The organism is Paucibacter sp. Y2R2-4 (assembly GCF_025717535.1).
In the GTDB taxonomy this organism is placed as follows: domain Bacteria; phylum Pseudomonadota; class Gammaproteobacteria; order Burkholderiales; family Burkholderiaceae_C; genus Paucibacter_A.
Genome location: NZ_JAJIRO010000003.1, coordinates 539,114 through 565,133 on the forward strand (window position 1 = coordinate 539,114; position 26,020 = coordinate 565,133).

The following is a 26,020-nucleotide window of genomic DNA, read 5'->3' on the forward strand; positions in this document are numbered from 1 at the left end:
GGAAGACATCAACCTTGCGTTTGCGGACCAACTTGCTGCCATTCGTCCGCAACTGATTTCCAATCTGCTGTACGTTCTATTGCTTGCCCCGTGCCGTCCTTGCCTGACCATACTGCCCAGAAATCCGGGTCGTCCGACTTTGGTCTTGAGTGCTGCTGAAACTGCGCTTCTTCGCGTTTTGCATGGTCTTCATCGCTTTGAAATCCATCTTTCAGCATCGATAGCCGCCGTTGCATGGTGTCGGGTGAGACTAGGACCTGGTGTATCCCTGCGCCGTGCTCGTGGTCGTGTAACTGGCAATCGCCGAAATCTAGAGCCGGCTCTGGCTTTGCGGCTTCGGCCTTCTCTTTCTTGCGCTTCGTGTTGGCGCCGACACAAGGTTGAGCCACCGCGCCGACATTTGACTGAGCCAGTCTTTGCGGCCAGATTGTCAGTATCTGCGGGGCCTACTTAGCGATCCATATGGCTCAATGGAATGTCGGCACCGGCACTCAAATTGGATCAATAGCGCGTCGGCGCCAACACTCTAGGTCACCCGTTACACGTTCCGACAGCTACTAGTCCGTGTGCTCTTACGGCATTGGGCTCCGGGGCGAAGTCCGACAGGTTTGAAGGCATTTCCGGGTCAACCGCCCTCAGAGGGAGCCGCTCGACGGGTTCTATTTCTGACCAACACCGCTCGCGCGATTCCTTGACTTCGGTGTCGGCCAAACCGACCAAGACGAAAGACGGCAAACCGTTGGCCAGATGAACTTCGACGCTGACCGGCGCGGCGGCCAGCCCGTCCAGGGCGCGGCTATGAACAATGGCCAGTGACATCGCGTGCTCGGCTCTTGGGCATTGCGGGTGCCGCTGCGGCGCGGCCGACCCAAGCCTTGGATTGTGACCGCCTTGCGGTTGTTTGCGGTGCGCGCCCAAAAACAGTGCATCACCGGATGGCCAGGGCCGAGGCGAACGGTCCAGATTGGTGCGCGCTCGCGCCTGATCGACCCCAATTCAGGCCCTGCTCAGGCCTTCTAGCCCCAAAGCGCAGCTTTTTTGACTTGGCACGAAAGCTGCAAAGGTGCAGCTAAGTCCTTTTGTAGTTCCTCCTCTTCCCCATCCCCTTGATAGGAAACTCGTGATGAAGTCGACTCTTGCTGCAAGCTTTGCTCCTTTGGCCCTGGTCGCCTTGATGGCGCTGCCCGCGCAAACGGCTCAGGCCGAAGAGGCCGCCGCTGCGCCGGCCGCCAGCCCGCTGTCTTTCAACATCAGCTTGGTCAACGAGTACCGCTATCGCGGCATCTCTCAGTCCCGCCTGGATCCAGCGCTGCAAGGCGGGGCCGACTACGCTTTCGAGAGCGGCTTCTACATCGGCACCTGGGCCTCGACCATCAAATGGATCAAGGACGCGCCCTACAACGGTGGCGCCTCGGTCGAGATTGACGTCTATGGTGGCTACAAGACCGAGATCGCCAGCGGCTTGACGCTGGACGTCGGTGCGCTGAGCTATATCTACCCCAGCAATGACCTGAACCCCAGCGCCAACACCACCGAGATTTACGGCGCCCTGAGCTTTGGCCCGGTCACCGCCAAGTATTCGCACAGCGTGACCAATCTCTTCGGCACCGCCGACAGCAAGGGCAGCGGCTATCTGGACGTGTCGGCGACTTTTGATGTCGGCGGCGGCTTTACCTTGGTGCCCCATGTGGGCTACCAAAAGGTCAAGAACAACGATGCCGGCACCTACACCGACTACTCGGTGACGCTGAACAAAGACTTCGCCGGCTTCACCTTCGGCGCGGCCATCATCGGCACTGACACCAAGGCCTATATGGGCGGCCCCAGCATGAAGAATCTGGGCAAAGATGGTTTCGTGGTGTCCGTCAAAAAGACCTTCTAAGCCCAAACAAGATCGACAGGAGATAGCAGCATGAAACTGATCACCGCCATCATCAAACCCTTCAAACTCGACGAGGTGCGCGAAGCCCTCAGCGCCATTGGCGTGCAGGGCTTGACCGTCACCGAGGTGAAGGGCTTTGGCCGCCAAAAAGGCCACACCGAGCTGTACCGCGGCGCCGAGTATGTGGTCGACTTTTTGCCCAAGGTGAAGATCGAAGCCGCGATCGATGATGCGGTGGTCGAGCAGGTGATCGAGGCCATCGAAGGTGCGGCACGCACCGGCAAGATTGGCGACGGCAAGATTTTTGTTTCGCCGCTTGATCAGGTGGTGCGCATCCGCACCGGCGAAACCGGCAACGAGGCGCTCTGAGCCCGGCTCAGCAGACATTTGGAGATACCAGAATGAAGAAATTGTTTGCTTGTCTGGCCCTGGCCGCTGCGGTGCTCGCGCCGACCGCCTGGGCTCAATCCGATGCCGCTTCCGCCCCTGTGGCGGCGGCCTCGGCCGTGATTGCCGCCGCAGCCCCCGCGGCTGAGGCGGCTGCATCTGCAGCACTGGCCGCGCCTGCTGCCGCTGATGCAGCGTCGGCCGCTTCGGCTGCAGTTGCCCCGGCACCGGTGCCCAACAAGGGCGATACCACCTGGATGATGCTGTCCACCCTGCTGGTCATCATGATGACGGTGCCAGGTCTTGCCCTGTTCTACGGCGGCCTGGTGCGCAGCAAGAACATGCTGTCGGTGCTGATGCAAGTGATGGTGGCTTTCTCGATGATTGTGGTGCTGTGGGTGCTGTACGGCTACAGCTTCGCCTTCACCGAGGGCAATGCCTATATCGGCGGTACCGATCGCTTGATGATGAAGGGCATCTGGGACAACGTAGCCGGAACCTTTGCCAACGCCGCGACCTTCAGCAAGGGTGTGGTGATTCCGGAAGTCGTGTTCGCCGCCTTCCAGGCCACCTTTGCCGGTATCACGGCTTGCTTGATCGTGGGTGCCTTCGCCGAGCGCATCAAGTTCTCAGCTGCGCTGCTGTTCCTGGCCCTGTGGTTCACCTTCAGCTATTTGCCGATTGCCCACATGGTCTGGTTCTGGATGGGCCCGGATGCCTACAGCGCCGCTGCGGTGGTGGATGAGATGAATGGCAAGGCCGGTCTGATCTGGCAATGGGGCGCGCTGGACTTCGCCGGCGGCACCGTGGTGCACATCAACGCGGCTGTGGCCGGCTTGGTGGGTGCTTACATGATTGGCAAGCGCGTCGGTTACGGCAAGGAAGCTTTCACACCTCACAGCCTGACTTTGACCATGGTGGGTGCTTCGCTGCTGTGGGTGGGCTGGTTTGGTTTCAACGCCGGCTCTGCACTGGAGGCCAACGGCTTCGCTGCGCTGGCCTTCATCAACACCTTTGTGGCCGCTGCGGCCGCGGTGCTGGCTTGGTCCATCGGCGAAGCGCTGCACAAGGGCAAGGCTTCGATGCTGGGTGCGGCCTCGGGTGCTGTGGCGGGCTTGGTGGCCATCACACCGGCCGCTGGCAATGTGGGCATCGGGGGCGCTTTGGTGATCGGCTTCGTGGCGGGCTTCGCTTGCCTCTGGGGTGTGACCGGCTTGAAGAAGCTGCTCGGTGCTGACGACTCCTTGGACGTCTTCGGCGTGCACGGTGTTGGCGGCATCGTGGGTGCCTTGCTGACGGGTGTTTTCAACTCACCCGCTCTGGGTGGCCCCAGCGCCGTCGGTGACTGGGTCACGGCTTCCATGATCACGCCGGACGCTTACTCCATTGCCACCCAGGTCTGGACCCAGGCCAAGGCCGTGGGCGTGACCGTGGTTTGGTCGGCTGTCGTCTCGGTGATCGCCTACAAGATCGTCGATCTGGTGATCGGCCTGCGCGTCAGCGAGGAAGAAGAGCGTGAAGGCTTGGACATCAGCTCGCACGGCGAGACGGCCTATCACAAGTAAGAGCAAGTCAAGATAAACAAGCGCGCCTCTGCGTCGCGCTTGTTGAATACCAAGGGCTGCCGCGAGGCAGCCCTTTTTTCATGGCCCTCTCGGCCCGCAGCAGAGCCGTTCTTCTTAACTGCGCTCCGGCCCGGCTTCGGGCCTGGGCCGTGCTTTCAGAAGCACCTCGGTCAGCTCCAGCAACTTGGCGGGGCTGAAAGGTTTGGGCAGGAAGAAATTGGCGCCGGCGGCCAAGGACTTGGCCTTGGTTGCTTGGGCCGCGTCGGCGGTCAGCATCACCACCAAGGTGTGCGCCAGGGACGGTTCTTTGCGAATCTGGGCGCAGACCTCAATGCCGTCCAGCCCGCCGGGCATCATCAGGTCCAGATAGACCAAATCGGGCTGCACGGTGCGGGCCATCTCCAGTCCCAAAGTGCCATTGGGCGCTTCATACAAGGTGTGGCCGGTGTCTTCGAGCGCCCAACGAATCAACCGCCGGATGTCGGCGTGATCTTCCACCACCAGAATCTTGGCTTGCATAGAGTCCTTGTCCATTGCAGGTACGCTGCGCTGAGCTTCAGCATAGCTTTGTTTGTTCGGCCTTTCTTTGACCTTTATTCGGACAAACGCCTTGGTTTTTAAAGGCCCGGCCCCAGATGCTGAGGTCTCTAGAATGACCTCAACCCAGCTACCCAGCTCCGAGCTTCACACCATGGTCCCCCACCTCATCACCGCACTGACTGGCCCGATCAATGAACTCGAGCAGCGCGTGCTGGAATCGATGCCGGCCATCGAACGCTGGTTCCGGCTCGAATGGATGGAGCACACGCCGCCTTTCTACAGCTCGGTGGACCTGCGCAATGCCGGCTTCAAGCTGGCGCCGGTGGACACCAATCTTTTCCCGGGCGGCTTCAACAATCTGACGCAAGAGATGTTGCCGCTGTCGGTGCAAGCGGCAATGGCGGCCATCGAGAAGATCTGCCCCGAGGCCAAGAACCTCTTGCTGATCCCCGAAAACCACACCCGCAACACTTTCTATCTGAGCAATGTTGCCACGCTCAAGCGCATCTTCACCCAGGCGGGTTTGAATGTGCGCCTGGGTTCGCTGGACCCGCAGGTGACCGAGCCCACCGAGCTCAGGCTGGCTGACGGCAGCACGCTGACGGTGGAGCCGCTGCTGCGCAACCGAGGCCGCTTGGGCCTGAAGGACTTTGACCCCTGCACGATTCTGCTCAATAACGACTTGTCGGCCGGTGTGCCTCGGGAACTGGAGCATTTGCATGAGCAGTACCTTTTGCCGCCTTTGCATGCGGGCTGGACGGTGCGGCGCAAGAGCCAGCACTTCAAGGCCTATGAAGACGTGGCAAAGAAGTTCTCCAAGCTGCTGGGCATGGACCCTTGGCTGATCAACCCTTTGACCGTGCCGGTCACCGGCATTGATTTCAACGAAGGCCAGGGCCTGGAAGCGCTGCAGACCCAGGTCGATCTGGTGTTGAGCAAGACGCGCAAGAAGTACAAGGAGTACGGCATTCAGGAGAAGCCCTTTGTCGTCGTCAAGCCGGATGCCGGCACCTACGGCATGGGCATCTGTACGGTGCGCGATGCGAAAGAATTGGCCGACCCGAGCCGGCGCCTGCGCAACAAGATGAGCGTCATCAAAGACGGCCAAGAAGTGCACCAGGTCATCGTGCAAGAGGGCGTGGTCACGCATGAGCGGGTCAACGAAGCGGTGGCCGAGCCGGTCGTCTACATGATGGATCGCTATGTGGTGGGAGGCTTCTACCGCGTCCATGCAGACCGCGGCGCGGACGAAAACCTCAACTCGCCCGGCTCCAGCTTTGTGCCGCTGGCCTTCTCGCAGGCTTCGCAGCTGCCGCGCCCCGGCGAGAAGCCCGGCGCCAGCGGCCCGAACCGCTTTTATATGTATGGCGTGATTGCTCGCCTGGCCATGCTGGCGGCCAGCTATGAGCTGGAAGTGACCGACCCCGAAGCCGAGGTTTACGCTTAAGCCAAGAGCTGGGCCTTCGGGCCTTTATTCAGGCCCGGACTTCGGCCGCAGTGCGCAGCAATTGTTTGAAGTGCTCAACCACCTCGCTTTGAGGCTCGGGCAGGTGCCAGAGCGTCAGATTGGCCAGGCCCAGGTCCGCGTCCAGCGGCAAGATCTTCACCAACTCATTCTGCGCCGCAATGCGGGCCACATGCAGCGGCAGCAGGGTCAGCAGCGGCATGCGTTTCATCATGCTGAGCGTCAGCGTGATGTCGCCCGTTTCGATCAGATTGGTGGGCAAGGGCAGCTTCATGCTTTGCCACAGTCGGTCTTGCAGCAGGCGTGAGCGGGTGCCGGGCAGCGGCCAGATCCAGCCCTGGCTGTTGAGTGTGTCCCAGCCCAGCTTGGCACTGCCCTTGGCCAACGGGTGCACGGTGCTGATGACCAGCACCTCGCGTTGCGCCAACAGGCAATGCGCATCCAGGTCGGCCGGCATGTCTTGTGGCGGCATGCGGGCGATGACCAGATCCAAACGGCCTTCACGCAGCTCCGCCACCAGCGAAGTCAGCGCATGGGTGCGCACACTCAAGGTGATGTTGGGGTAGTCCCGCTTCATGGCGGCCATCGCGTCAGGCAAGACCTGGGCCAGGGCCGCATTGGTGGCGCCGATCAGCAACTCACCCGAAGCGCCGCGCACCATCGAAGCCACATCGCCACTGCCGCGCTGCAGATCGGCCTCCAGCTTTTGGGCCAGGGCCACCAGGCGTTGGCCCAGCGGTGTTGCGCGCAGGCTGCGGCCGCGGCGCTGGAACAGGGTTTGTCCCAGGCCAGCCTCAATTTCGGCCAGCGCCTTGCTGACGGCCGGTTGGGTGACATGCAGGGTTTCGGCCGCTTCGCTGAGGCTTCCTGCCTCTGAAAGCGCCTGCAAGACCCGCAAATGACGCAGGCTCAGGCGTCGGCTGATGAAGCTCTCGGCGGCCTCGGGCGAAGGGGTTTGCGGGGCGGCCGTGCTTGAAATAACCATTCGGAAACTTTAGCAAACCATAGCTCATGGCCGCTTCGACACATTCCCTTAACTTTGCGCCGCTAGTGCGCAGAGGCAGTCTCAGCTGCAGCACCGGACCCCCTCTTTCTTTTCAAACTGGAGATATTCGTGCAGCAGCGTTTTCATCTGATTGCCTTGGCCGTTCTCAGCACTTGCGGGCTTGCCCAGGCGCAGCAGGGCGAGCCGGCGTCCAAACTGGAGCGAGTCGAAGTCACCGGTTCGATGATCAAGCGCCTGGACTCGGAGACGCCGGCCCCGGTCAGCGTGATCTCGCGCAAGATGATTGAGCGCAGCGGCGCGACCTCATTGGACGAGCTGCTGCGCATGGACAGCAGCACCGGCACCGGCAGCCTCAACGATATGGACACCGGCAACGGCTTCGCCACCGGCACGGCCTCCATCGGCCTGCGCGGCATGGGCTCGGCGGCCACGCTGACCTTGATCAACGGCCGCCGCCTGGCCCCGGCCGCTGTGGTGGACCCGAACTCGGGTCAGTCCACGGTGTTCAACGTCAACTCGATTCCGGTCTCGGCCATTGAGCGGGTTGAAATCCTCAAGGACGGCGCATCGTCCCTGTATGGCTCGGACGCCATGGCCGGCGTCGTCAACATCATCTTGCGCAAGGACTACCGCGGCCAACTGGTTTCTCTGAACGCCCAGCAAAGCCTGCTCGACGGCCTGTTCAAGACTGCCACCGGCAGTGCCATGCTGGGCTTTGGCAATCTGGACAGCGATGGCTTCAATCTGTTTGGCGGCATCGACGTCTACAAGCGTGACGGCGTGATGATTGCCGAGGCGCCGGACCGTGTGCGCCAAGACTTGTTCGGCCCTTTGTTTGGCCGCTTGACCACCGACAGCACCAGCGCCTACCCCGGCAATCTCTACACCTACAACGCCGGCAAGTCGGGCAGCTTCCGGGCCATGATGCCGGGCTGCGCGCCGGAGAATCAGCTGCCGACCTCGGCCACCAATGCGGTGCCGGTTTGCAAATTCAACGCGGACGCCGCCGGCATTCAATACACCGGCGACCAGACCCGCAAGGCCGGCTTCCTGCGTGGCAGTTTGGCGCTTGGCAAGGACACGATTCTTTCCGCCGAGTTGCTGGCTTCTCGGGTGGAAAGCGCCTACGCCGAGGCCTCGACCTCGCGCACCGAAGCGCTGACGCAATGGGGCGATGCCAAGGGCAATGCAGTGCTCTTCAACGGGCTGGCGCTGCCGGGCAGCCATCCTGACAATCCGACCCGTTTGGCCACCGTGGCCAAGCCGGTGGTGATGAAGGTCGGCAGCAATAGCTACAGCTTCACCAAACCCACGGTGTTGGGTCTGCGCTATCGCTTTGCCGACATCCCGTCCGCCAGCAGCAGCGTGGCGGACAACCTGCGCTTTGTGCTAAGCGCCACGACGCTGGTCGCCGGCTGGGACGTCGATACCGGCTTCTTGCACCATATCCAGAAAAACCAGCGCATCGGTGAGGGGCGACTGAGTTTGTCGGGCCTGAACAAGGCGCTGGAAACCGGCAGCTACCGCTTTGGCGGCAGCAATTCTGCCGAGGCCATTGCCGGTATTGCCCGCAATACGCTGGACGAGGGTCGTAGCGTCACCAGCTCCTTGGATGCACGCGGAAGTCGAGAGTTAGGGGAGCTGGCCGGAGGCGCCATGATGCTGGGTCTGGGCGGTGAACTGCGGCGCGAGACCTTCTCGGTCGAGGCCGACCCCTTGATGGCCAAGGGCGACATCATCGGCCGCGGCATCGGTGAGGCCCAGGGCAGTCGAAACGTGGCGGCCGCCTATGCCGAGTTGCAATTGCCATTGGTGAAGAACCTGGAAACCCAGGTGGCCCTGCGCGGGGAGCACTACAGCGACTTCGGCTCGGCCGTGACCGGCAAGCTGGGCGCCAAGTACAAGCTGATGGACGGGCTGGCGCTGCGTGGCACGCATGCCACCGGTTTCCGCGCCCCCTCGCTGTCGCAGATCGCCAAGTCGGCCGTGTTCGCTTTCTCCACCGTGCAAGACAAGCAACTCTGCCCGGTCAAATCCACCGGCAACGACGATTGCGAACGCCGCATCTCCAGCGTCAACCAAAGCAATCCGAATCTGCAGCCGGAGAAGTCCAAGTCCTACACCTTGGGACTCTTGTTTGAACCTGCCAAGGGGGCGGAACTGGTGCTGGACGCTTGGTACTTCGACCGCAAGGGCGAGGTCGACCGCCTGACGGCGCAGCAGGTGATTGACCGCGAATCGGAGTTCTCAGATTCGGTGATCCGCTTTGCCAGCGATGTGCCCGGCAAACCGGGGCAGATCACCCAGGTGCTGCGCAAGTTCCGCAATTTGGCGCAGTCCAAGACCGGCGGTATCGACTTTGAGAGCAGCTTCCGCTGGAGTGCCAGCGAGGGCAATGACTTCAAGATCAAGTTCAGCGGCTCGCGCATGCTGACGCGCAAGCGCCAGGCCGAGGAGGGTCAGCCGGTCATCGAGACGCTGGGCTTCTATGGTGTGCCGCGCGTCAAGAGCAAGGTGAGCCTGGATTGGGATCGCGGCCCTTGGTCGCTCACCTTGACCAGCAACTACGCCGGCAGCTTCCGCAGCCACAGCGCCACGGGCAGCTGCCAGGCCGAATTGGTCGAAGCCAAGCGCGAGGACTTGTGCACCATGGCGGCCTGGGTGACCGGCGACCTGGCCATGGTCTACCGGGGCTTTAACGGACTCAAGCTGAGCGCTACCTTGCGCAACTTCACTGGGGCCAAGCCACCGTTTGACCCGACCGAAGGCGATACCGGATTCGACAGCACTTACAGCAACCCTTATGGACGCTACCTGTCCGTGACGGCCAGCTACGAGTTCTGATTCTTCGCCAGCCTTTATCCTTCGATGCCGGGCCCGCCATGCGCTGAGGCCCGGCGTTTGCTTTCCTCTTTGCCTCCATCGCAATGAATCTATCGCCCCGCCATCCTCGCTACCCCCGCCGCCTGCTTCATTTGAGCCTTGCTCTGTGTTTGTGCCTCTCCGCACTCGGCACGCAGGCCCGCTGGGTTCAGCCGGTCTTGCCCGCGGCCAATCTGGTGGCGGATGGCATTCCCGCTTTTGAGCGCCTGCGCACCGCCGAGCGCAAGGAGCCGAGCGCGGTGCGCTTTCTGGACTGGCATCCGCTGCGCGCCGAGATGCTGGTGCTGGCGATGGCCGGCGGCAGCCAGCAACTGCACAGCCTGAACGAGCCCGGCGCCAAGCCTAGGCTTTTGACGCGGGGGCGCGACAAGGTGGAGTCCGCCCGTTGGGAGCCAGGCAGGGGTGAGTTCTTGGTCTTCAGCCGCGACCAGGGCGGCGATGAGGCCTATCGACTGTTTCGCCTGCAGATGCAGGATAGCCAAGGCCAAGCAGCAAGCTCGGTTGAAGAGCCCTTGGCGCTGACGCCGGTCGGCGTTCGCGTCAGCGAATACGCATTCCTGCCCGCAGGCCGTGGCTTGGTCTATGTGATGGACAGTCTCGATCGCCAGGCCGATCCGGCCTTGCAAGGCGGCGCGCGCAAGTCCGTCAGCCAGCTGCGCTGGGTGGACCCGCTCAAGCCGGAAGAGGGCCGAACCCTGGGCCTGGTCGAAGGCGGGCGTTACACCGACTTGCGTGTCTCTCCCAGTGGCCAGGTGGTGGTGAACCGCACCCTCGCTGGCCGCACTCAGACGATGCGCATCGATGCAGAAAGCGGCCGAGCCCAGCCGCTGGGCGCCTCGGTGCTGGCCAGCGAGGCGGACTTCTCGGCTTTCGCTGAGGCCGATGAAGAAATGCTCTGGAGCCGCCGTGTCCACAACGGTGAGTTCCGACAGCTCAGTTCCTTGAACCTCCAAAATGGCCGGCGTTCCGGCTTGCTGGGCGAGTTCAAGGCCGATCTCGAAGTGCTGGCTGCACCGCCCGTCGGCAGCGATCGCCCGCTGGCCTTGGTGCACAACGAAGACGGCGTGTCGGTGCTGCGCCTGTACACGCCGGGCAGCAGCGCGGCGCCGCAGCGCATTGCAGCTCATTTGCCGGCCGGGCTGATTCAAAATCCGCGCTGGCATGCGCGGCTGCCGCTCTTGGCCTTTGATCAGATGTCGGCTCAGCACCCTGGGCGCATCCAGGTCTATGACCAAAGCCGCGATGAATTGCGCGCTTGGACTGGTAGCGATGAAGGCCAGGACAAGGGCGATGCCAGGAGTGAGTCCAAGAGCGAATACGCCAGCCTGCGTTGGACCAGTTTTGACGGCCTGAGCATCTCGGGCCTGCACATCGCGCCGCCGGCCCGCTTCAAAGGCCCGCGGCCGGTCTACATCAGCATCCACGGCGGGCCGGCTTCGCAGTCTCGCCCGGGCTATCTGACTGCCACGCTGCGCCATCTGGTCGAGCAAATGGGCATGCATGTGATCTTGCCGAATGTGCGTGGCTCGGACGGTTTCGGCAAAAAGTTCCTCAACTTGGATAACGGCCGGCGCCGCGAAGATTCGGTCAAGGACATCAGCGCCTTGCTGGACTTGATCGCCACCCGCGCCGATATGGACGCCGCCAAGGTGGTGGTGGCCGGCGGCAGCTATGGCGGCTATATGTCGCTGGCGGTGGCGACGCATGAGTCCAAGCGCATTGCCGGCAGCATTTGCCGGGTGGGCATTGCCAACTTTGTGTCTTTCTTGGAGAACACCGAAAGCTACCGCCGCGACAACCGTCGCGCCGAGTACGGCGACGAGCGTGATCCCAAGATGCGCGAGTTCCTGCAGCAGATCTCCCCGCTGAACCGGGCCGCCGAGGTGAAGAAGCCACTCTTTGTGGTGCATGGCCGCAATGACCCGCGCGTGCCCTATGCCGAGGCACAGCAGATGGTGCAGGCGGTGCGTGCGCAGGGCACGCCGGTGTGGTTCTTGACCGCCGAAGATGAGGGCCACAGCTTCACCAAGGCGGACAACCGCGACTACCTATTCCAGGCGACCTTGGAGTTTGTGCGCCAGGTCATCAAGGCCCCGGCCGCAACGCCGGCCCTGGTCTCGGACCCTGAGGCGCTGAGTTCAAAAGACAAGGCCGCTTCGGCTGCTGCTAGTGCTGATTGACGCGGTGCAGCAAAGCAGGCGCAAAATAGCGCTTTTGGCTTGACGCTGCCTCGGCTGCAGCAACATCACGTGAGTTCACCCAAATCGGCGCATTCGCCATCGGCCATGGCCGGTCTGACCCTCGGTGCTCTGGGGGTCGTCTATGGCGACATCGGTACCAGCCCGCTGTATGCGCTCAAGGAAGTCTTCCATGGCGGCCATGTGGCGCCGACGGCGGACAACATCCTGGGCGTCTTGTCGCTCTTGTTCTGGACCATGACCATCATTGTCTCGATCAAGTATGTATTACTGATCTTGCGGGCCGACAACAACGGCGAGGGTGGTTTGATCGCCATGCTGGCGCTGGCCACCAATGCGGTCAATGACAAGCCAACGCTGCGCCGGGTGCTCTTGCTGGTGGGCCTGTTTGGAACCGCCATCTTTTACGGCGACGCGGTCATCACCCCGGCCATGACGGTGCTGGGAGCGGTAGAGGGCATTGATGTCTATGCGCCGCAATTGCATGACCTGATCCTGCCGCTGACCTTGGTGGTCTTGGCGGGCCTGTTCGCCGTGCAGCGCTTCGGCACCGGCGGTATTGGCAAGGCCTTTGGCCCGGTGATGCTGGCCTGGTTTGGCAGCCTGACGCTCTTGGGCTTGCCGCATATTTTTGAGAACCCGCATGTGCTGGTGGCCGTCAATCCAGCCTATGCCTGGGACTTTTGCATGTCGCACAAGCTGGTCGCCTTCATCGCCCTGGGTGCGGTGGTGCTGGTCGTGACCGGGGGTGAAGCGCTGTACGCCGACCTGGGCCACTTCGGCAAAAAGCCGATTCGCATCGCTTGGTACGGCGTCGTCATGCCCGCTTTGGTGGTCAATTACTTCGGTCAAGGCGCGATGCTCTTGAACGAGCCCTCGGCCATCAAGAACCCCTTCTTCCTCTTGGCGCCGGACTGGGCCGAGATCCCGCTTTTCGTCTTGGCCACCATGGCGGCCGTCGTCGCGTCGCAGGCGCTCATCACTGCAGCGTTTTCGGTCACCAAGCAGGCGGTGCAGCTGGGCATCTTGCCGCGCATGCGCATCTTGCACACCTCGGTGCGTGATATCGGCCAGATTTATGTGCCCTTCGTCAACTGGGGCTTGTTTGTCTTCATCGTGCTGGCGGTGGTCTTGTTTGGCTCCAGCAGCAAGCTGGCCGGCGCCTATGGCATCGCGGTGACCATCGACATGACCATCACCACGGTGATGACCTTCTTCGTCATCCGCTATGGCTGGAAGTACCCGCTGGCGCTGTGCATCTTGGCCACCGGTTTCTTCTTTGTCATCGATGTGGTGTTCTTGAGTTCCAATTTGCTCAAGCTGGTGGCCGGCGGCTGGTTCCCGCTGATGATTGGCATCGGCATGTTCACCCTGATGCTGACTTGGAAGCAGGGTCGCCGCCAACTCAGCGACAAGCTGCGTGAGGACGCGATCGAGTTGCCGAGCTTCCTGGACGCGGTCTTCGTCAATCCGCCGCTGCGGGTGGAAGGCACGGCCGTGTTCTTGTCCGCCGAGGCCGGCGTGACGCCGAATGCGCTCCTGCACAACCTCAAACACAACAAGGTGCTGCATGCGCAGAACTTGTTCGTGACGGTCAAGCACCATGAGGTGCCGTGGATTGGTTTCGACAAGCGTCTGGAGGTCCAGTCCCTGGGCAATGCTTGCTGGGCCGTGGCCCTGCACTTCGGCTTCAAGAATGAGCCGGATGTGCCCGACGCCTTGAAGTTGCTGCAGTCTCACGGCGTGCAATTGGAAGAGATGGAAACCAGCTATTTCCTCTCGCGCGATATCGTGATCCCGACCGTCGGCAGCGGCATGGCGCTCTGGCGCGAGAAGCTCTTCGCCAGCATGCACCGCAATGCCGCCGCGGCCGCAGACTTCTTGCATCTGCCCACCAACCGCATCGTCGAGTTGGGCTCCAAGGTAGAGATCTGAGCCGAGCCGGCTGAACTCAGTCCAGGGCGAGCATGGCGCTTTGCCCTTGCTCAGTCAGGTGCACCACCGAGCCCGGCGGGATCAAGTTCCAGCCGCTTTGCGAGTCTTCCAAAGGTTCTGAAGCGACGACCAGGCCTGAGCCTTCCACTTGTCGGATGTAAAGCGTCGGCGCCCGCTTGTCGCTCGAAAAGCGAAAGGCGTGCACCTGCCGCCCGTCGGCCAAGGCGCCGGCAAAACGCAGTGGTTCTTGGATGTGCAGCACATGCATCATGGCCAGGGTCTCATTGAGGATCTGGCTGACGGCATCCGGAATGGTTTGCCCGGCCTCGATGCGGGCCACGATCAAGAGGAAGAGCAGCTCTGAGTCGGTGGCGCCGCGCCGCTCGGCATAGAGGTGGTCGGGCAGGCGCGCCTCCATGGCACGGCGGATCTGGCCATAACCGCCAATCTGGCCGTTGTGCATGAAGAGATAAGGGCCGTAGCGAAACGGGTGGCAGTTCTGCCGGGCAATGCCAGTGCCGGTGGCAGCGCGTACATGGGCAAAGAAGAGGTGGGAGCGCACATTGGCGCACAGGGCCAAGAGGTTCTCGTCCGACCAGGCGGGCATCACCTCGCGGTAAATGCCCGGTGACTTCAGCTCGCCATACCAGCCAATGCCGAAGCCATCGCCATTCGTGACCGCTTTGGCCTGGTCCGCGCGCAGCGACTGCCGCACCAAGGAGTGCTGTGGCTTGCAGACCAACTCATCCAGAAAAATCGAGGGACCCAGATAGGCAAGAAACCGGCACATGCGTGTTCGCTCGCTTTCCTCAAAGTTTCATTGATTCACCAACACCGAAGCGGGCTGACGGGCAAAGCCCACGGCGCAGCGCCGCTTGCGCCAGCCCGCTATGCTGCGGGCATGAAGCAGTGGCTCAATGATCTCTCAGTCTCGGCCTTTGTGGCGGGTTTTGTCGCGGTGCTGGTGGGCTTCACCAGTTCGGTGGCCATCATTTTTCAGGCCGCCCAAGCGCTGGGCGCGACGCCGGCACAGACCAGTTCTTGGATTTGGGCCCTGGGCCTGGGCATGGGCATCACCAGTTTCGGCCTGTCGGCCTGGACCCGCCAACCGATCTTGACCGCCTGGTCCACCCCCGGCGCGGCGCTGATTGCGGCTACAGCCGGACTGTCCATGCCCGAAGCCATCGGCGCCTTTTTGATCAGCTCCGCCTTGATTGTTTTGTTCGGTGTGACCGGGTGGTTTGAGCGCTTGATGGGGCGCATTCCGCTCTCGGTGGCGGCGGCCTTGTTGGCCGGCGTGTTGACGCGTTTCGGCCTGGACGCGGTCTTGTCGGTCAAGACCGCGCCCTTGTTGGTTTTGATGATGGCTGGGGCCTATCTCTTGGGCAAACGCCTGTGGCCGCGCTATGCCGTGCCCAGCGTCTTGTTGGTCGGCGTCTTGGTGGCGGCGGGCCAGGGCGGCTTGCATTTGGGCGCGGTGGACTGGGCCTGGGCTCAGCCGGTCTGGACCACGCCCACGCTGAGCCTGGCGGCCGTGGTCGGCGTGGCCCTGCCTTTGTTCTTGGTCACCATGGCCTCGCAGAATTTGCCGGGTGTAGCGGCGCAAAGGGCGGCGGGCTATGAAATCCCGGTGTCCAAAAGCATTGCGGCGACCGGTGTGGTGGGCTTGGCCTTGGCGCCCTTCGGCGGCTATGCCTTCAATCTGGCCGCCATCACCGCCGCCATTTGCAATGGCCGAGAGGCCCATGAAGACCCGCGCCGGCGCTATATCGCGGCCATGATGGCGGGTCTGGTTTATTTGGCCGTGGGCTTGGCCGGCGGCGCGGTGGTGGGGCTGTTGGCGGCCTTTCCGCGCGAGCTGGTGGCGGCGGTGGCCGGGCTGGCGCTGATTGGCACGATTGCCGGCGGCCTGGCCACGGCCTTGAAAGAAGAACAACATCGTGACGCGGCTTGTCTGACCTTTTTGGTCACGCTCTCCGGCGTCAGCATCGCCGGCATTGGCTCGGCGTTTTGGGGCGTGGTGGCCGGCAGCTTGGCGCTGCTGGCGCAACAAGTTCGCCGTAGGTGAAGCCCTCCAGATTCAATGTTTTTAGAGAAAGACCGAACCATGAAATTGCTCTTTGTTGCCGACCCGCTGGAGACCTTCAAGACCTACAAGGACTCCACCTTCGCCATGATGCGCGAGGCCGCCAAGCGCGGCCATCAGCTCTGGGCCTGTGAGCCGCAAGACCTGATCTGGCGCTCCGGCGGTCGCGTGGAGGCGCGCCAGTCGCGCGCCATCACCTTGACGGGCGACGCCCTCAACTGGTTTGCCGAAGGCGAGCGGGTCGATCTCGTGGTGGCCGAAGTCGATGCGGTGCTGATGCGCAAAGACCCGCCTTTTGACAGCGAGTTTTTCTACGCCACCCATTTGCTGGAACAAGCCGAGCGCGAGGGCGCGCGCGTCTTCAACAAGCCGCAAGCGCTGCGCGACCACCCGGAGAAGCTGGCTCTGATGCAGTTCCCGCAGTTCTGCCCTCCCACCTTGGTGACGCGCAGCGAGTCGGCCATCCGCGCCTTCCATGCCGAGCATGGCGACATCATCCTCAAGCCGCTGGACGGCATGGGCGGCGCCGGTATTTTCCGCGTCGGCGCCGACGGCATGAACCTGGGTGCCATCATCGAAACGCTGAACAAGGGCGGTGCCGAGACCGTCATGGTGCAGCGTTACTTGCCCGCCATCAAGGACGGTGACAAACGCGTGCTGGTGATCGGCGGCAAGCCCGTGCCTTTCTGCCTGGCGCGCATTCCGCAAGGCGGCGAGGTGCGTGGCAATTTGGCAGCCGGCGGCAAGGGCGTGGCACGCGCCATCAGCGAGCGAGATCGTGAGATTGCCGAAAGCGTCGGCCCCATCCTGGCTGCGCGCGGCTTGCTGCTGGTGGGACTGGATGTGATTGGGGAGAACCTTACCGAGGTCAATGTCACCAGCCCGACCTGCTTCCAAGAAATCACCGACCAAACCGGCTTTGATGTAGCCAAAATGTTCATTGACGCGCTGGAAGCAGCGCTCCTCTCGGAGAAACAAGCATGATCAAGACCCGTGCTGCTGTGGCCTGGAAGGCCGGCGCCCCATTGACGATCGAAGAGGTGCAACTCGACGGCCCGCGTGCTGGCGAGGTCTTGGTGGAAGTGAAGGCCACCGGCATTTGCCACACCGATTACTACACGCTCTCGGGTGCCGACCCGGAAGGCATCTTCCCCGCCATCTTGGGCCACGAAGGCGCAGGCATCGTGCTGGAAGTGGGTGAGGGCGTCACCTGGCTCAAGCCCGGCGACCATGTGATTCCGCTCTACACGCCCGAGTGCCGGCAGTGCAAGTTCTGCCTCTCGCGCAAAACCAATCTCTGCCAGGCGATTCGTTCGACCCAAGGCAAGGGCTTGATGCCGGATGCCACCTCGCGTTTCTCCATCGACGGCAAGCCCATTTTTCACTACATGGGCACCTCAACCTTCTCGAATCACATCGTGGTGCCCGGCATCGCCTTGGCCAAGATTCGTGAAGACGCGCCCTTTGACAAGGTCTGCTACATCGGCTGCGGCGTCACCACCGGCGTGGGCGCCGTGCTGTTCACGGCCAAGGTGGAGGCGGGAGCCAATGTGGTGGTGTTCGGCCTCGGCGGCATCGGCTTGAACGTGATTCAAGGCGCCAAGATGGTGGGCGCCGACAAGATCATTGGCGTTGACCTGAACCCGGCGCGTGAAGCGATGGCGCGCCAGTTCGGCATGACGCATTTCATCAACCCCAAGGATGTGGCCAATGTGGTCGACCACATCGTGCAACTGACCGATGGTGGCGCCGACTACAGCTTTGAGTGCATCGGCAACACCCAGGTGATGCGCGATGCGCTGGAATGCACCCACAAGGGCTGGGGCCGCAGCATCATCATCGGCGTGGCGCCGGCAGGGGCCGAGATCAGCACCCGGCCTTTCCAGTTGGTCACCGGCCGCAAGTGGGAGGGCTCGGCCTTTGGCGGCGCGCGCGGCCGCACCGATGTGCCCAAGATCGTCGATTGGTATATGGACGGCAAGCTCAATATCGACGACCTGATCACCCACAAGCTGCCGCTGGAGCGCATCAACGAGGGCTTTGATTTGATGAAGCGCGGCGAGTCGATCCGCGCGGTGGTGGAGTTCTGAGCGTGAGCGCCGACTTGCTCGGCTTGGAACTGCTGAGCGACCACGGCTGCTTCGGCGGTCGCCAGCAGTTCTACCGCCACGCCTCGCGCGAGATCGGTTTACCGATGCGCTTTGCGCTGTTTGTGCCGCCGCGCCCTCGTGGCTTGTTGGTCTTTTTGGCCGGGCTGACTTGCACCGAGGAGACCTTCACCATGAAGGCGGGCGCTCAGGCCGCGGCCTCGCGTTTGGGTCTGGCCTTGCTGATGCCCGACACCAGCCCGCGTGGCACCGAGGTGGCCGGTCAGGCCGAGAGTTGGGACTTCGGCCTCGGCGCCGGTTTTTACCTGGATGCGGTGGAGGCGCCCTGGGCCCAGCACTGGCGCATGGAGAGTTATTTGATCGCTGAGCTCTTGCCCGGTGTGCAGCAGCACCTGGCGCAGGCGCATGGCTTGGAGCCACAGCGCCCCGGCATCTTCGGGCACTCCATGGGGGGCCATGGCGCGTTGACGTTGGCGCTGCGCCATCCGTCCTTGTTCCGCTCGGTTTCAGCGTTTGCGCCCATCTGCGCGCCGATGCAATGCCCTTGGGGCCAGAAAGCCTTTGGCGGCTATCTGGGCCAGAGCGACGCCAGCCATGCGATCTGGGCCGGTCATGACGCCACGGCCTTGATGCTGGCGCGTGGATCAGCGGCCTACGCAGGGGGCATCTTGATCGACCAAGGCTTGGCCGATCCGTTCCTGGCCACCCAACTCAAGCCCGAAGCTTTTGAAGTGGCTTGCCAAGTGGCGGGGCAAGACCTGACCCTGCGTCGCCATGCTGGCTATGACCATGGCTATTACTTCATCGCCAGCTTTGTCGAGGACCACCTGCGGCATCACGCCGGGCAATTGTTGGCGGTTTGAACGTGAGTGGGCTCTGCTTAAGCTCGGCATAACAGGCGCAAGCGCAAAGGCTTGGCCGGGCGCAAGGTGATGTTCAAGACCGGCTGCGGCGCGGCCTCACCGGGCACGGCTTGAATCTCATAGCGCTGCAGCAAGAGCGCCGCAATCAGCGTGATCTCGGTTTGCGCAAAGTGGCTGCCCAGGCAAACGCGCGGGCCGGCGCCGAAGGGCATGTAGGCGCCGCGAGGAATTTCCGGTGCGCCTGGCGCAAATCGCTCAGGCTTGAAGGCCTCAGGCTCGGGGAACCAGCGCGCGTCGCGCTGGGTGACGCCGGGCGTGAGCCGAATCAAGGCCCCAGCAGGGATGGTCAGCCCGGCAATCTCGATCGCTTCGGTGGTCTGGCGGCTCATCAGGGCGGGTGCCGCCGGGTAGAGCCTGAGCGTTTCCTTGATGGTCTGGCTCAGGTATTCCAGTTGCGGCAGGTCTTCGAAGCGCGGCGTGCGGCCCTGCAGCACCCGGTCCACCTCCGCGCTGGCGAGGCGCGCGGTTTCGGGCTTGGCTGCCATGCACCAGCCCCACCAGGTCAACGCCGCTGCGCTGGTCTCATGGCCGGCCAAAAAAGTGGTCATGCATTCGTCGCGCAACTCGGTGTCGCTGAGCGGCTGGCCGTCCTCGTGGCGCAGCTGCATCAACATGGCCAGCAGGTCGTCGGGAGTCTCGCCTTGCAGCGCCTTGCGTGCTGCGATGTGTTGCCGAATCAGAGCATCCAGGGCCCGCATAGAGCGTCGCTTGCCTGTCTTCCAGGGCGCCCACAGCGGCGCACTCTTGGGCCAGTACATCTCCTTCATGCCTTCGATGCTCAGCACGCGCACAGCCTCTTCAGCCAGGCGGGCTTCGGCGTTGGCGGCGCTGCTGAACAGGGTGCGCATGATGACGTCCATGGTCACGCGGGTCATGGCTTGCTCGAAGTCCAGGTCCAGCTGCGCTTGGTCGGGCCAGCTCGCCAGTGCGGCGCTGCCGGCCTCCACCATGGCGGCGGCAAAGCCGGCCACCCGCTTGGGGCTGAAGCCTGGTTGCAGCATGCGGCGCTTTTCGTTCCAGGCCTTGCCTTCGGCCACCAGCACGCTGTGGCCATGCACGGCGGCAAAGACCTCGGTGGCGCGCTCCCAGCGAATCATTCGATCGTGCCCGCTGAGCAGCAACTCGCGCAGTTGTTCTGGGTGAAAGAAGCTGTAGTCGCGGTACTTGCCAAAGCGCATATAGATGACATCGCCATAGCGCTGCTGCAGACCTTGCAAATGGCCCAGGTAGTCGCGCCCCAGTTTGAATAACTCGGGGAAGCCGAAGAGATGGCAGGGTGGGCCGGGTGGCAGCTTGCTGCCGGTTCTGGAGTTCAAGATTTGGGTCGTCATGGGCGCATCATCGGCAATGCGGCGCGCGGGGTCTTGAACGAAAGCGACATCCGAAAGGTCTGCTGTGAGCTGGCTCTACACTGCCGGCATGGACAACTCAGCCCTGCATCCCGACACCGTGGCGCGCCTGCTGGCGCCCAGCATGGGCTTGAGCGGCTGTGTCCATTCTTGTATGTGGCGCGACACCACGCCGGCCGCTTCTTTGAGCGAGGGGCAACGCAGGGGCTGGTTCCCGGCAACGCCGTTTTGTGGCCTCAGCTGGATGTTGCATGGCAGTGGCTCACAAGTATTCGCCGATGGAAGCATGCAAGCGATGCCCAGCCCCAGCTTGGTGGTGGGGCCTCGCAGCGGGCCGGTGCAGTTCCGCTCGGCGGGACCGGGCCGTATCTTCATGGTGGCTTTGCTGCCGGAGGCCTTTCATGCGCTGACCGGGCTGGATCTCAGTCGCTTGATGGATCGCTGCGTGAGCCTGGAGTCGGTCTTGGGCTCCGATTGGCAGGCCATGAGTGCCGACATCTTGGCGGCCAGCGATGAAGTGCAATGCCAACAGATTCTGGAGGCCTTCTTGTTGCCACGCTGGCGAGCACATTGCCAGCAGGCCGGGCAGACTCCGCATCGCTACCGGGATTGGATGCAGCAATTGGCCACCCGTGCTGTGGCTTCCGGTCACGGCGCCAGCTTGCGTCAGGTAGAGCGCCGCATCAAACAATGGAGCGGCCAAAGCCTGCGCGCCTTGCGCCGGGTTAGTCGCTCGGAAGCGGCCTTCTTTCAGGTGCGCCGCGAGCTTGAAGCCGGCGAGCTGGTCTGGAGCGCCTTGGCCCAAGACCTCGGCTATGCCGATCAAGCCCATCTGTGCCGTGAAACCCGTCGCGTCACCGGCTTCAGCCCCGAAGAGCTGCGCCAGCGCATCGACAGCGACGAGGCCTTCTGGGCCTATCGAATCTGGGTCTGAGGTCGATCCGGCTTTACTTCTTCGGCGCCGCAGCGCCGTGCTTGTTGACGCCGGGTGAGGGCGGCGTTAGCGCCATGGCAGAAGGCAGGATGTCTTTGTGTGCTGGCATGGCTTGCTTGGGCTTCTTGGCTTCTTTATTGCCGCGTTGAATCTTGGACATGGTGTGGAACTCCGTTGAGTGAGGGAACGCTTGTCAGTCTGTGCCTCAGAACTTTGCAGTTCTGTGCGATGGCGAACCGACTCGCTGTTTCTTCGCCTCAGAGTTCGCTTGCAATTGCTAACAATTAACCAGTCAACAGCTCCCGCCTCGCCTCCGTTGTGAAAGGGCCAGGCGACTGATGCAGCACAGACCCCAGGGTCTGCAAGCGAATGACCGCTGCAACAGCGCCAGATGGCGAACCTTAGATTGGAGTTTTGAGATGGCAAAGATTTCTGTGGCTGCTACGTCTGTTGTTGGTGCTTTGATCGCCGTCTTCGCCGCTCAGGCGAGCATGGCCCAGGACAAGCCCACAGCGGCTCCTGCAACGGCCCCTACAAGCGCAACCACTCCAGCTGTGACGCCTGCGACCGTCGCAGCGACTGCTAAGCCCGCTACGGCGCCCGCCGCAGCCAGCGCCCCAGTAGCGACAGCTGCCACGGCCGCGACAACAGCGGCTCCAGCTGCGGCTACTCATGCCGCAGCCAAGGCGGATGCGAAGGTCAAGAGCGCGGCGGCTCATGTCGAAAAGGCCACTAAACAAACAGCCGGCGCCACCGCCCTAACAAGCCCAGCGGCTCCAGCAGCTCCAGCAGCTCCAGTGACTGCCAAGCCTGCTGAGACAGCCAAAACTGCGGCCGCCCAAGTGGCGGAGACCGTCAAGAAGTAAGTTCCGACTGGGACTTGCCTAACTGGGGTGATGCACGGCATCGCCCCTTTTCGTTTCGTAGTTTGGCTGGGGTGAGCGGCGGTTGTTGGCTCTTTGCAGTCCTTTACGGATTGGCTGGTGCCAAGCGCCGCCGGGGGCGTAATTCCGCTCCTGTCCCCCGCCGTCACCTTGCAGGCGCCGGCTCCTCCTTTACCTCGCGGAATCACGCCCCCGACGCCACTCGGCAGTTCCATCGATGTGCGTCCGCGTCGAAGTCGCACGGCCGTTCTGGATCAGGACGCTTGGGGGCTTTACGACGCGAGGTAAAGGAGGAGCCCCGGGGCGCAGACCGGGGCGGGGGACAGGAGCGGCGTGAAGCCCCCAAGTGGCCTGATCGCCGCCAAGCCAAAGGACCGCAATGCGCCAAATCCCGTCAAACCCAATAACTGTCTGTTAAGACGGACTTTTGAGTCAGAGGAGAGTTCTTCCCCGACGGGCAAAAAAAGCCCGGCATGGCCGGGCTTGAGAGTGCCGCCCAGCTTGCGGGCGGCTCGCGACGTGGCCGCGAGGTCGGTCAATCAGTCAACGAGTCGAGCAATCAGCCTTGCTTTTGCTTGCGGCGCATCAGCAAGACGCCCAGGCCCAAAGCCATCAGGCCATAAGTAGATGGCTCTGGCACGGCAGCAGTGACCGAGAAGGTGTCCACGCCGATGTAGTCGGAGTTATCGCCCAGGGAGCCGGCGTTGGGCACGAAGTAACGGAAAGCCAGGGCACCATTGGTCGGGCCGCTCAGGCCAGACAAGGTCACGCTGTACTGTGCCCAATCATGAGGGTACTCATTGCCCAGATTGGGGTTGACTGACAGCAGCAGTGTGGTGAAGCTGCCGACGCTGGTGGCGGTGGCGCCTACATCCGTACCGCCTGTTGCGCTGAAGCGCAGTTCCAGGCGATCAGGATAGACGGTAGCGCCTTCATCGGTGGTGCGGGTGTAGAAGGACACCACATCGCCGTTGTTGAAGCTCCAGGTCGGGGTGATCAGCCAGTTGCTGATGGTGCCCACGCTGCCGGTGTTGTTGAAGTTGGCACCTGCATAAGACGTGGCCGAGCCGGCTTGGGCATCAAACACTGTGGTGTTGCCTTGGAACCAACCCGTGGTGCCCAATGGTTGGCTGTTGTTCTTGGTGGTCCATCCTGTGGGTGTGACCGTCTCGAAGCCTTCGGTCACCGAAGCGGCAGATGCGCTGCCTGCAAAAGCCAGTGCCAGCGCGGAAACCAGAGCGGGCAAGCCGGCCTTGGTGAACATAGAAACTGAAGTCATTGCATTCCTCCTGAGGAGCAGTCGACAAAGAATTTAGGCTTTCGCCATCGCTTGGGCGGACACGAAACTTGTTGTTGCCAAGGCTTCTGGCCGCGTTCTTGGTTTGTACATGTGTGAAAAATTTGACGAATCCATGAAATCCCGGTGACCCCCTAGGTCAGGTGGCATGGGGCTTTCCCTAGGGGTCGGCTTTTGTCCAGGGAAGTGCTTACTGGTTTCCACTCAAATCGGGTGCTAGGTCCTGCTGCGCTGCGAAAGTTCTCGCCAGTCAACGACAATCGAGGGCTATGGCAGTCCTCTCTATCTCCAACGCCCATCTCGCATACGGCCACGTAGCCCTGCTCGATGGCGCTTCTTTCTCGCTCGAAACGGGCGAGCGTGTCGGCCTGATCGGTCGTAATGGCACTGGCAAATCGTCGCTGCTGAAGGTGCTGGCCCAAATCGAGAAACTCGATGACGGCCTGTTGCAGCTCCAGCAAGGGCTGACCAGCGTCTATGTGCCGCAAGAGCCGGTGATGAACCCTGAATCGACCATCTTCGAGACGGTCAGCGAGGGCGTCGCCGAAGCCAAGGCCTTGCGCGAGCGCTATGAGATCCATGATCCGGAGGACGATCTGGAGTGGGTGGCCGAGCGCATCGAGCACATCGGCGCATGGAACTGGGAGCAGCGTGTGGAAGAGACGCTGCAGCGCTTGGACCTCGATGGCACTCGCCTGGTCGGTTCCCTCTCGGGTGGATTGAAGAAACGTGTGGCGCTGGGCCGTGCACTGGTGGCGCAGCCGGATGTGTTGCTGCTCGACGAGCCAACCAACCATTTGGACCTGGACGCCATCAATTGGCTGGAAGAGTTGCTGAACAGCTTCAAGGGTTCCTTGCTGCTGATCACGCACGATCGCAGCTTCTTGGACAACGTCGCCAACCGCATCGTTGAACTTGATCGCGGCCAATTGCGCGGCTACCCCGGCAACTTCGCAGCCTTCACCGCTGCCAAGGCTTTTGAGCTGGAAAACGAGGCGCTCTACAACGCCCGCTTTGACAAGATCCTGGCGCAAGAAGAGGTCTGGATTCGTAAGGGCGTGGAGGCGCGCCGCACCCGCAGCGTGGCGCGTATCCAGCGCTTGGAACAGATGCGCCTGGCCCACGCCGCCCGCCGTGATGTGCAGGGCAAAGTCAAGTTAGACATCGATACCGGTGGTGCCAGCGGCAAGATCGTGGCCGAGCTGGAAAACGTCAACAAGAGCTACGGTGGCCGCGTCATCGTGCGCGACTTCACCGGCACGATTTTGCGCGGCGACAAGGTCGGTCTGGTGGGTGCCAACGGTGCTGGCAAGACCACGCTGCTGAAGATGATCCTGGGACAGCTGGCGCCGGACAGCGGCGAAGTGCGCATGGGCTCCAAGATCAATGTGGCCTACTTTGACCAGATGCGTGATGTGCTGGATCTGGACGCCACCCTGGCCGACACCATCAGCCCTGGCTCCGAGTGGATCGAGATCGGCAATCAGCGCAAGCATGTAAAGAGCTATTTGGGCGACTTCTTGTTCTCGCCGGCGCGCGCCAATTCGCCGGTGCGCAGCTTGTCGGGGGGCGAGCGCAACCGCTTGCTGCTGGCCCGTTTGTTCGCGCGGCCGGCCAATGTCTTGGTGCTGGACGAGCCCACCAATGACCTGGACATTGAAACCCTGGAGCTGCTGGAAGAACTGCTGAGCGAATACGACGGCACGGTCTTTTTGGTCAGCCACGATCGGCGCTTTCTCGACAATGTGGTCACCTCCACCATCGTCAACGAGGGGGATGGCCGTTGGCGCGAGTACGAAGGCGGCGTGCAAGATTGGTTGACTCAATCCAAGCGTGCGGCAGCTATCAACGAGGCCAAAGCTAAGCAAGCCCCGGCGTCTGTTGCAGCGCCTGTTGCTGCCCCGGTTGCCGCGCCAGCCCCGGCGCCGGTCGTGGCCAGCAAGAAAAAGCTCAGCTACAAGGAGCAGCGCGAGCTCGATGAGCTGCCGGCCAAGGTGGCTGCGCTGGAGGCCGAGCAAGTGCATCTGAACGCCTTGCTGAACGGCACCGAGCTGTACGGTCAAGGCGCGGCGCGCATCGCCGAAGTGACGGCGCGCGCGGGCGATATCGACACCGAATTGCTGGCCTTGATGGAGCGCTGGGAAGCCCTGGAGGCCAAGTGAGCGATCGCGACCCCACGGAAGGCCTGCGCGCCGAATGGCTGGCCTTGCAGGCTCATCATGAGCAGTATGAGCTGGCCGCTTTGGGCATCAAGCTCTTCGCAGTTGGCTTGTGCGCGCTGGCCTTGGGCTCGGCTTTTTTGTGGGTCTTGATCCTGCTGCTCTGGGTGCAAGAAGCAATTCTCAAGACCTTCCAGGGCCGACTGGCGGATCGCTTGTTGCGTATCGAGCAGGGCTTGCGCGAGGCTGCGACGGTGCCTGTTCTTGCCATGCAGCTGCACAGCGAATGGATGGCCCAGCGGCCGCGCGGCCTGGCCTTGTTGAAAGAGTACGCCGCCAACGCCTGTCGGCCGACGGTGGTGCTGCCCTATCCGGTGCTGCTGTTGCTGAGTGCCTGGCTGGCCTGAGCGGGTCTGAGT

General features: G+C 62.5%; 21 protein-coding genes and 1 pseudogene. 14 read left to right on the plus strand and 8 right to left on the minus strand.

Annotated features, from left to right (window positions below; genetic code table 11):
• Positions 1-8: 8 nt before the first annotated feature.
• Complete coding sequence (locus LNV06_RS13720) at positions 9-218, minus strand: hypothetical protein (RefSeq protein ID WP_263538854.1); 210 nt, start codon at positions 216-218, stop codon at positions 9-11.
• A gap of 457 nt (positions 219-675) precedes the next feature.
• Positions 676-819 (minus strand): annotated as a pseudogene (locus tag LNV06_RS13725) (magnesium chelatase domain-containing protein); the annotation flags it as partial.
• A gap of 304 nt (positions 820-1,123) precedes the next feature.
• Here LNV06_RS13725 and LNV06_RS13730 point away from each other — a divergent pair.
• Genes LNV06_RS13730 through amt form a run of 3 tightly spaced genes read left to right on the plus strand, consistent with a single transcriptional unit; the run spans position 1,124 to position 3,834 of the window.
• Positions 1,124-1,882, plus strand: coding sequence for a TorF family putative porin (locus LNV06_RS13730; protein WP_263538855.1), 759 nt, complete (start codon positions 1,124-1,126; stop codon positions 1,880-1,882).
• A gap of 30 nt (positions 1,883-1,912) precedes the next feature.
• Positions 1,913-2,251 (plus strand): P-II family nitrogen regulator, encoded by a 339-nt coding sequence (glnK, locus tag LNV06_RS13735; RefSeq protein WP_263538856.1) that lies wholly within the window; start codon positions 1,913-1,915, stop codon positions 2,249-2,251.
• 32 nt (positions 2,252-2,283) lie between these two features.
• On the plus strand, positions 2,284-3,834 hold the full coding sequence (gene amt / locus LNV06_RS13740; RefSeq protein ID WP_263538857.1) for an ammonium transporter: 1,551 nt from the start codon (positions 2,284-2,286) through the stop codon (positions 3,832-3,834).
• Positions 3,835-3,948: 114 nt separating this feature from the next.
• On the opposite strand, the gene LNV06_RS13745 is transcribed toward amt, so the two are convergent.
• A complete protein-coding gene (locus LNV06_RS13745; RefSeq protein ID WP_263538858.1) occupies positions 3,949-4,368 on the minus strand; it encodes a response regulator transcription factor in 420 nt (139 codons plus the stop codon).
• Between the two features lie 157 nt (positions 4,369-4,525).
• Between LNV06_RS13745 and gshA the strand changes: the two genes are divergently transcribed.
• Positions 4,526-5,821, plus strand: a complete 1,296-nt coding sequence (gshA, locus tag LNV06_RS13750; RefSeq protein WP_263538859.1) for a glutamate--cysteine ligase — start codon at positions 4,526-4,528, stop codon at positions 5,819-5,821.
• 28 nt (positions 5,822-5,849) lie between these two features.
• Here gshA and LNV06_RS13755 read toward each other — a convergent pair whose 3' ends face one another.
• Complete coding sequence (locus LNV06_RS13755; RefSeq protein ID WP_263538860.1) at positions 5,850-6,824, minus strand: LysR family transcriptional regulator; 975 nt, start codon at positions 6,822-6,824, stop codon at positions 5,850-5,852.
• 129 nt (positions 6,825-6,953) lie between these two features.
• Here LNV06_RS13755 and LNV06_RS13760 point away from each other — a divergent pair, with 129 nt between their 5' ends.
• The 3 genes from LNV06_RS13760 (at position 6,954) to LNV06_RS13770 (ending at position 13,861) form a co-directional block, all read left to right on the plus strand.
• Positions 6,954-9,689 (plus strand): TonB-dependent receptor plug domain-containing protein, encoded by a 2,736-nt coding sequence (locus LNV06_RS13760; protein ID WP_263538861.1) that lies wholly within the window; start codon positions 6,954-6,956, stop codon positions 9,687-9,689.
• A gap of 83 nt (positions 9,690-9,772) precedes the next feature.
• Complete coding sequence (locus tag LNV06_RS13765; protein WP_263538862.1) at positions 9,773-11,908, plus strand: S9 family peptidase; 2,136 nt, start codon at positions 9,773-9,775, stop codon at positions 11,906-11,908.
• 105 nt (positions 11,909-12,013) lie between these two features.
• Positions 12,014-13,861 carry a potassium transporter Kup gene (locus LNV06_RS13770; RefSeq protein WP_263539139.1) on the plus strand — a complete coding sequence of 616 codons (1,848 nt, stop codon included), beginning with the start codon at positions 12,014-12,016 and terminating at the stop codon, positions 13,859-13,861.
• Positions 13,862-13,877: 16 nt separating this feature from the next.
• On the opposite strand, the gene LNV06_RS13775 is transcribed toward LNV06_RS13770, so the two are convergent.
• Positions 13,878-14,651 carry a class II glutamine amidotransferase gene (locus LNV06_RS13775; RefSeq protein ID WP_263538863.1) on the minus strand — a complete coding sequence of 258 codons (774 nt, stop codon included), beginning with the start codon at positions 14,649-14,651 and terminating at the stop codon, positions 13,878-13,880.
• A 111-nt stretch (positions 14,652-14,762) separates the two neighbouring features.
• On the opposite strand from LNV06_RS13775, the gene LNV06_RS13780 reads away from it, so the two are divergent.
• Genes LNV06_RS13780 through fghA form a run of 4 tightly spaced genes read left to right on the plus strand, consistent with a single transcriptional unit; the run spans position 14,763 to position 18,918 of the window.
• Positions 14,763-15,929: a benzoate/H(+) symporter BenE family transporter gene (locus LNV06_RS13780; RefSeq protein ID WP_263538864.1), complete on the plus strand. Its 1,167-nt coding sequence runs from the start codon at positions 14,763-14,765 to the stop codon at positions 15,927-15,929.
• A gap of 39 nt (positions 15,930-15,968) precedes the next feature.
• Positions 15,969-16,931 (plus strand): glutathione synthase, encoded by a 963-nt coding sequence (gshB, locus tag LNV06_RS13785; RefSeq protein ID WP_263538865.1) that lies wholly within the window; start codon positions 15,969-15,971, stop codon positions 16,929-16,931.
• Positions 16,931-18,037, plus strand: a complete 1,107-nt coding sequence (locus tag LNV06_RS13790; protein WP_263539140.1) for an S-(hydroxymethyl)glutathione dehydrogenase/class III alcohol dehydrogenase — start codon at positions 16,931-16,933, stop codon at positions 18,035-18,037. Before gshB ends, LNV06_RS13790 begins: the two co-directional genes overlap by 1 nt.
• A gap of 2 nt (positions 18,038-18,039) precedes the next feature.
• Positions 18,040-18,918, plus strand: coding sequence for an S-formylglutathione hydrolase (fghA, locus tag LNV06_RS13795; RefSeq protein ID WP_318013493.1), 879 nt, complete (start codon positions 18,040-18,042; stop codon positions 18,916-18,918).
• Between the two features lie 17 nt (positions 18,919-18,935).
• Here fghA and LNV06_RS13800 read toward each other — a convergent pair whose 3' ends face one another.
• Complete coding sequence (locus LNV06_RS13800; RefSeq protein WP_263538866.1) at positions 18,936-20,309, minus strand: cytochrome P450; 1,374 nt, start codon at positions 20,307-20,309, stop codon at positions 18,936-18,938.
• A gap of 88 nt (positions 20,310-20,397) precedes the next feature.
• Here LNV06_RS13800 and LNV06_RS13805 point away from each other — a divergent pair, with 88 nt between their 5' ends.
• Complete coding sequence (locus LNV06_RS13805; protein ID WP_263538867.1) at positions 20,398-21,261, plus strand: helix-turn-helix domain-containing protein; 864 nt, start codon at positions 20,398-20,400, stop codon at positions 21,259-21,261.
• 13 nt (positions 21,262-21,274) lie between these two features.
• Here LNV06_RS13805 and LNV06_RS13810 read toward each other — a convergent pair whose 3' ends face one another.
• Complete coding sequence (locus tag LNV06_RS13810; protein WP_263538868.1) at positions 21,275-21,421, minus strand: hypothetical protein; 147 nt, start codon at positions 21,419-21,421, stop codon at positions 21,275-21,277.
• A gap of 1,283 nt (positions 21,422-22,704) precedes the next feature.
• Positions 22,705-23,424, minus strand: coding sequence for a choice-of-anchor J family PEP-CTERM protein (locus LNV06_RS13815; RefSeq protein ID WP_263538869.1), 720 nt, complete (start codon positions 23,422-23,424; stop codon positions 22,705-22,707).
• 287 nt (positions 23,425-23,711) lie between these two features.
• Between LNV06_RS13815 and LNV06_RS13820 the strand changes: the two genes are divergently transcribed.
• Positions 23,712-25,604 carry an ATP-binding cassette domain-containing protein gene (locus LNV06_RS13820; protein WP_263538870.1) on the plus strand — a complete coding sequence of 631 codons (1,893 nt, stop codon included), beginning with the start codon at positions 23,712-23,714 and terminating at the stop codon, positions 25,602-25,604.
• Positions 25,601-26,008 carry a hypothetical protein gene (locus LNV06_RS13825; protein WP_263538871.1) on the plus strand — a complete coding sequence of 136 codons (408 nt, stop codon included), beginning with the start codon at positions 25,601-25,603 and terminating at the stop codon, positions 26,006-26,008. The genes LNV06_RS13820 and LNV06_RS13825 overlap by 4 nt, the downstream gene beginning before the upstream one ends.
• Positions 26,009-26,020 lie beyond the last annotated feature (12 nt).

Excerpts from the sequence above, each read along its gene's own strand:
- LNV06_RS13720 (WP_263538854.1), bottom strand. The coding sequence starts at position 218 with ATGCTGAAAGATGGATTTCAAAGCGATGAAGACCATGCAAAACGCGAA.
- LNV06_RS13730 (WP_263538855.1), top strand. The coding sequence starts at position 1,124 with ATGAAGTCGACTCTTGCTGCAAGCTTTGCTCCTTTGGCCCTGGTCGCC.
- glnK (WP_263538856.1), top strand. The coding sequence starts at position 1,913 with ATGAAACTGATCACCGCCATCATCAAACCCTTCAAACTCGACGAGGTG.
- amt (WP_263538857.1), top strand. The coding sequence starts at position 2,284 with ATGAAGAAATTGTTTGCTTGTCTGGCCCTGGCCGCTGCGGTGCTCGCG.
- LNV06_RS13745 (WP_263538858.1), bottom strand. The coding sequence starts at position 4,368 with ATGGACAAGGACTCTATGCAAGCCAAGATTCTGGTGGTGGAAGATCAC.
- gshA (WP_263538859.1), top strand. The coding sequence starts at position 4,526 with ATGGTCCCCCACCTCATCACCGCACTGACTGGCCCGATCAATGAACTC.
- LNV06_RS13755 (WP_263538860.1), bottom strand. The coding sequence starts at position 6,824 with ATGGTTATTTCAAGCACGGCCGCCCCGCAAACCCCTTCGCCCGAGGCC.
- LNV06_RS13765 (WP_263538862.1), top strand. The coding sequence starts at position 9,773 with ATGAATCTATCGCCCCGCCATCCTCGCTACCCCCGCCGCCTGCTTCAT.
- LNV06_RS13770 (WP_263539139.1), top strand. The coding sequence starts at position 12,014 with ATGGCCGGTCTGACCCTCGGTGCTCTGGGGGTCGTCTATGGCGACATC.
- LNV06_RS13775 (WP_263538863.1), bottom strand. The coding sequence starts at position 14,651 with ATGTGCCGGTTTCTTGCCTATCTGGGTCCCTCGATTTTTCTGGATGAG.
- LNV06_RS13780 (WP_263538864.1), top strand. The coding sequence starts at position 14,763 with ATGAAGCAGTGGCTCAATGATCTCTCAGTCTCGGCCTTTGTGGCGGGT.
- gshB (WP_263538865.1), top strand. The coding sequence starts at position 15,969 with ATGAAATTGCTCTTTGTTGCCGACCCGCTGGAGACCTTCAAGACCTAC.
- LNV06_RS13800 (WP_263538866.1), bottom strand. The coding sequence starts at position 20,309 with ATGACGACCCAAATCTTGAACTCCAGAACCGGCAGCAAGCTGCCACCC.
- LNV06_RS13805 (WP_263538867.1), top strand. The coding sequence starts at position 20,398 with ATGGACAACTCAGCCCTGCATCCCGACACCGTGGCGCGCCTGCTGGCG.
- LNV06_RS13810 (WP_263538868.1), bottom strand. The coding sequence starts at position 21,421 with ATGTCCAAGATTCAACGCGGCAATAAAGAAGCCAAGAAGCCCAAGCAA.
- LNV06_RS13815 (WP_263538869.1), bottom strand. The coding sequence starts at position 23,424 with ATGACTTCAGTTTCTATGTTCACCAAGGCCGGCTTGCCCGCTCTGGTT.
- LNV06_RS13820 (WP_263538870.1), top strand. The coding sequence starts at position 23,712 with ATGGCAGTCCTCTCTATCTCCAACGCCCATCTCGCATACGGCCACGTA.